General features: G+C 70.9%; 1 protein-coding gene. It reads right to left on the bottom strand.

Going from position 1 to position 4,128, the window contains the following annotated elements; all coding sequences use genetic code 11:
* A partial coding sequence (locus B4L26_RS06400; RefSeq protein ID WP_290717206.1) for an amino acid adenylation domain-containing protein occupies positions 1-4,128 on the bottom strand: 4,128 nt, incomplete at both ends.

Here is a 4,128-nt window from a genome sequence, read left to right as displayed (position 1 = left end):
GAGGGGGCACCACCGCCACCGGGACGCCGTTGGCCACATGCACATACCCCGAACGCAGGACCTCATGCCGGTCGAGCACCCCAGCGGCGGCCGCCCGCAACCGGTCGACGTCGACATCGCCGTCGAGGGTGAGGACGGCGTGTGCGACGTAGACGTCGATCCCGTCGGTGCTGTCGGCGTCGACGAACTCGGACTGGAAGTAGAAGCCGCGCTGCAGCGGGGTCAACGGCCACACCTGCGCGCCCGGGTACCGGCGCGCCAGTCCGTCGAGGTCGTCCTGGGTCAGATCGACGCCGACGACGTCCGACGGCGAGAGGCCCGGGTCGCCGACCACCGCGAGGTGACCGACAATGGCCTCGAGCTCGGCGATCCAGCGACGTGCGAGATCGTCGATGTCATCGGTCGCGAACAGCGCCTCCGGGTAGTAGAAGGCGGCGACCAGCTGGCGCCCGTCGTCGGTGGGCACCGTGTTGACGTTGACGACCAACGGGTTGGCCGCGACCATCGCACCGTCGACGTGCCCGGGCAGCGACGGCGCGCCAGCGATCGGCAGGAAGTCGGCGGTCTCCCCGCCGTCGCCACGACTGGCGACGTTGCCCAGGTAATTGACGGTGACCACCGGCAAGGGGCGCGCACCGAGCGTGTCGGCCGCGGGACCGTAGCGAAGCAGGCCGAAGAAGATGCCGTTGTCGGGCTGGCTGAGACGCTCCTCCTTCGCCGCCTTCACCGCATGGACGGCGTCGGCGGCGGGATCGACCCGCATGGGCGCGATCGTGGTGAACCACCCGACAGTGCGCGACAGGTCGGCCGAAGCGGCTTCGGGCCCCTGTGCGAGGACGTCCTCGTACCTGCCGTGGCCCTCGATGAGGATTCCGACGGGCTGATCGTCGACGATGCCACGATCGCGCTGCCAGGATCGGATCGAGCGGGCCAGCGCCGCGACCAACGGATCGGTGACCGCGCCGCCGAACGCCTCGGGCACCGTCGTCACCAGTGCCTCCGACACGACGGTCGGGGCCCGGTGGACGACGATGGCGACGGTGCGGTCGCGGTCGCGGGCGGGGTCGAGCGTCACCCCCAGGTCGGTGACCCGTTCCGGCGACCGATCGAGCCAGTAGTCGACCTCGCCGGTCCGGTCGGCGGCGCGCTCGGCAAGGGCGTGGGCCCACGCCCGCACGGAGGTGCCCTCGGGACGCAGCTCCACCGGTTGCCCGGCGGCGGTCTGCGCCCAGGCCGTCGCCGCGTCTTCGATCAGCGTCCGCCACGACACCGCGTCGACGAAGAGGTGGTTTATGACCAGGACGATGACGCCGGCCCCGGCGTCATCGCGCAGGAGGGTGGCTGCGACGTTGCGCCCGATACGGGGGTCGAGGCGCCGGGCCGCGCCGCGGAAGGCATCGACGATCTCGTCGTCGAATCCGGGTGCGCCCATGGCGCTGGCGGATGCAGTCTCGTCGATGGAGACGGCATCGCCGGCGGCGACCGCCCCGGCGTGCAGCGACCACTGCCCGTCAGCCTCGGTCATCGTCGCACCGAGCATCGGGTGGACGCCGACGACGGCGGCCAGTACCTTGTGCAGGCCGTCGGCGGTGAGGGAGGCCGGCGCGCGCAGCACGATCGACTGGGAGAAGTCGCGGGCATCATCGATGCTGTCGGTGAGCCCGTGCAGCCACGACATGATTGGGGTGAGCGGAGCCGGTCCGTCGGGGCCGCCCTCGGGCTCGCGCAGCTCGGGCAGCGCAACTCCCTCGGCGTCGGCGAATGCCGCCATCGCGCGGATCGTCTTCAGTTCGAAGATCTGTCGTGGAGACAGCACCACACCGAGCGGCTTGGCCGCCGAGGCCAGCTGGATCGACATGATCGAGTCGCCGCCCAGCGCGAAGAACGACTCGGTGACGCTGACCCGGTCCATACCCAGCAGGGCGGACACGATCGAGGCGAGCGCCTCTTCCATCGGCCCGTCTGGCGCTTCGTAGGCGGTGGCCGCCGATCCCGCCTCTGGCGCGGGCAGCGCAGCGCGGTCCAACTTGCCGACGGGGGTACGCGGCAGTTCGTCGATCGTCATGATGCTGGCGGGCACCATGTACTCGGGGAGCCGGTCGATGAGCCATTCGCGCAGGTCGGCCATATCGACGTCGGCAACAGTCACCACGTATCCGGCCAACCCGCTGATCACCGATTCGCCGGACTCGGCGATACCGCCATCGGCGCGCGTGCCGACGACGACGGCATTCTTCACCGCCGAGTGGTCGGTGAGGGCGGCGCTGATCTCACCGAGCTCGATGCGCAGTCCGCGCAGCTTCACCTGGTCGTCGGCGCGACCCGAGTATTCCAGGGCGACCTCGCCGTTGCGATCGGTCCACTTGACCACGTCGCCGGTGCGGTACATGCGCGCGCCGGACGGTCCGACGGGCGAGGCGACGAAGCGCTCGGCGGTCATCGACGGGTGGTCGAGGTATCCGCGCGAGAGGGCCCCGCCGAGCACGTACAGCTCGCCTTCGACTCCGGCCGGGACCGGGCGCAATCGGTTGTCGAGGACGAGCAGCCCGACGCCGTGGATCGGCCCGCCCAGCACTACCGGATCCCCGACGGTCATCGGCGCCCCGATGGTGACGCCGATGGTCGTCTCGGTGGGCCCGTAGAGGTTCTGGATCCGGCGCAGCGGAGCCCACTCGTCCTTCAGTGCCGTGGGCACTGCTTCGCCGCCGACGTACACCGCTCGCAGCACGGGCAGCGTCGCCGGATCGAGGGTGGCCAGCACCGTCGGGGTGAGGAAGGTGTGCGTGACCGCCTGGTTCCGCATGTAGTCGGCCAGTTCGTCGCCGCCGATCGCGCTGACCGGGCGGTAGACCAGCGCGGCACCGGAGACTGTGGCGAGCAGGTACTCCAGGACCGATGCGTCGAAGCTCGGGGAGGCGAATCCGAGCACCCGCGAGTACTCGTCACAACTGCTGCGCCGCGCCTCCTCGGCCGCGAAGTTCGCGAGCCCGGAGTGGGTGACGGCGACGCCCTTGGGGCGCCCGGTCGACCCGGACGTGAAGATGACGTAGGCGGTGTTGTCGATGCGCGCGCGACCCCGGCGCTCCTCGTCGGTGATCGGGTCCGCGGATTGCGCCGCGATCTCGTCGGCGATCGACGCGTCGCCCAGCGCCACCCAGGAGAATCCGCGTTCGGGAAGGGAGTGATCGGGCTCATTCGCCAACCCGAGTCCGGCGCCGGAGTCCTCGATCATCGCGGCGACGCGCTCAGGCGGGTAGTCCGGGTCGATCGGCACGTAGCCGCCGCCGGTCTTGGCGACCGCCCAGATCGCCGTCAGCAGCGTGGCCGATCGGGTGATCGCGAGGGCGACCAGGTCCTCCACGCCGACGCCGCGCTTGATGAGCCAGCGCGCCAACCGGTTGGACTGCGCGTTAAGTTCGGCGTAGGTGAGGGCCGCGCCGCTCGAGTCGATGACAGCCTGGCGGGGCCCGTGCTTGGCCGCCGCGTCGGTGAACAGGTCGGCCAGCAGTCTCGGCGGGGTGGGTAGGCCGCTGGTGATGACGTCAGTCAGCTCGAGCAGCGCGAGGCCGAGCTCCTCCACCGACATCGCGGGGCTCGCGGTGGCGGGCAGGGCGGGCGGCTGCTCGGCCGGCGCGGCGGCCTGGCGGGGTGCGTCCAGGACGACGTCGCCGACGGGGAGGGCGGGGTCGGCGGTGAGGACGTCGAGGATCCGCACCAGCCGGCGGGCGAAGACGTCCATCGACGCCGAGTCGAAGAGGTCCGTCGCGTAGAGGATCGATCCCGTCCAGCTGCCGTCGACCGCGGTGTTGACGCTGATCAACAGGTCCACTCGCGCCGGGATGTCCTCGACACGCTCGGAAATCACGCGCAGGCCGCCGGGATCGGCCCCGGCGAGGAGGTCCCCGTCGAGTTCGCTGGCTGCGGACTGATTGAACGTCAACCACACCTGGGTCAGCGGGGCGTAGGCGGCCGAGCGCGCCGTGCCGGTCGCCTCGACGACCGACTCGAACGGGACGTCGGTGTTGCTGAAGGCGTCCAGGTCGACCGACGCGACGTCGGCGAGCAGATCGGCGAACGTCTGGTCGCCGTCGACCCGGGTGCGCAGGACCAGGGTGTTGACGAACATGC

It is taken from the genome of Gordonia sp. UBA7599, assembly GCA_002477755.1.
Taxonomy (GTDB): domain Bacteria; phylum Actinomycetota; class Actinomycetes; order Mycobacteriales; family Mycobacteriaceae; genus Gordonia.
The sequence above is the reverse complement of the archived record's forward strand: the minus strand, read 5'-3'. Positions and strand labels throughout refer to the sequence as shown.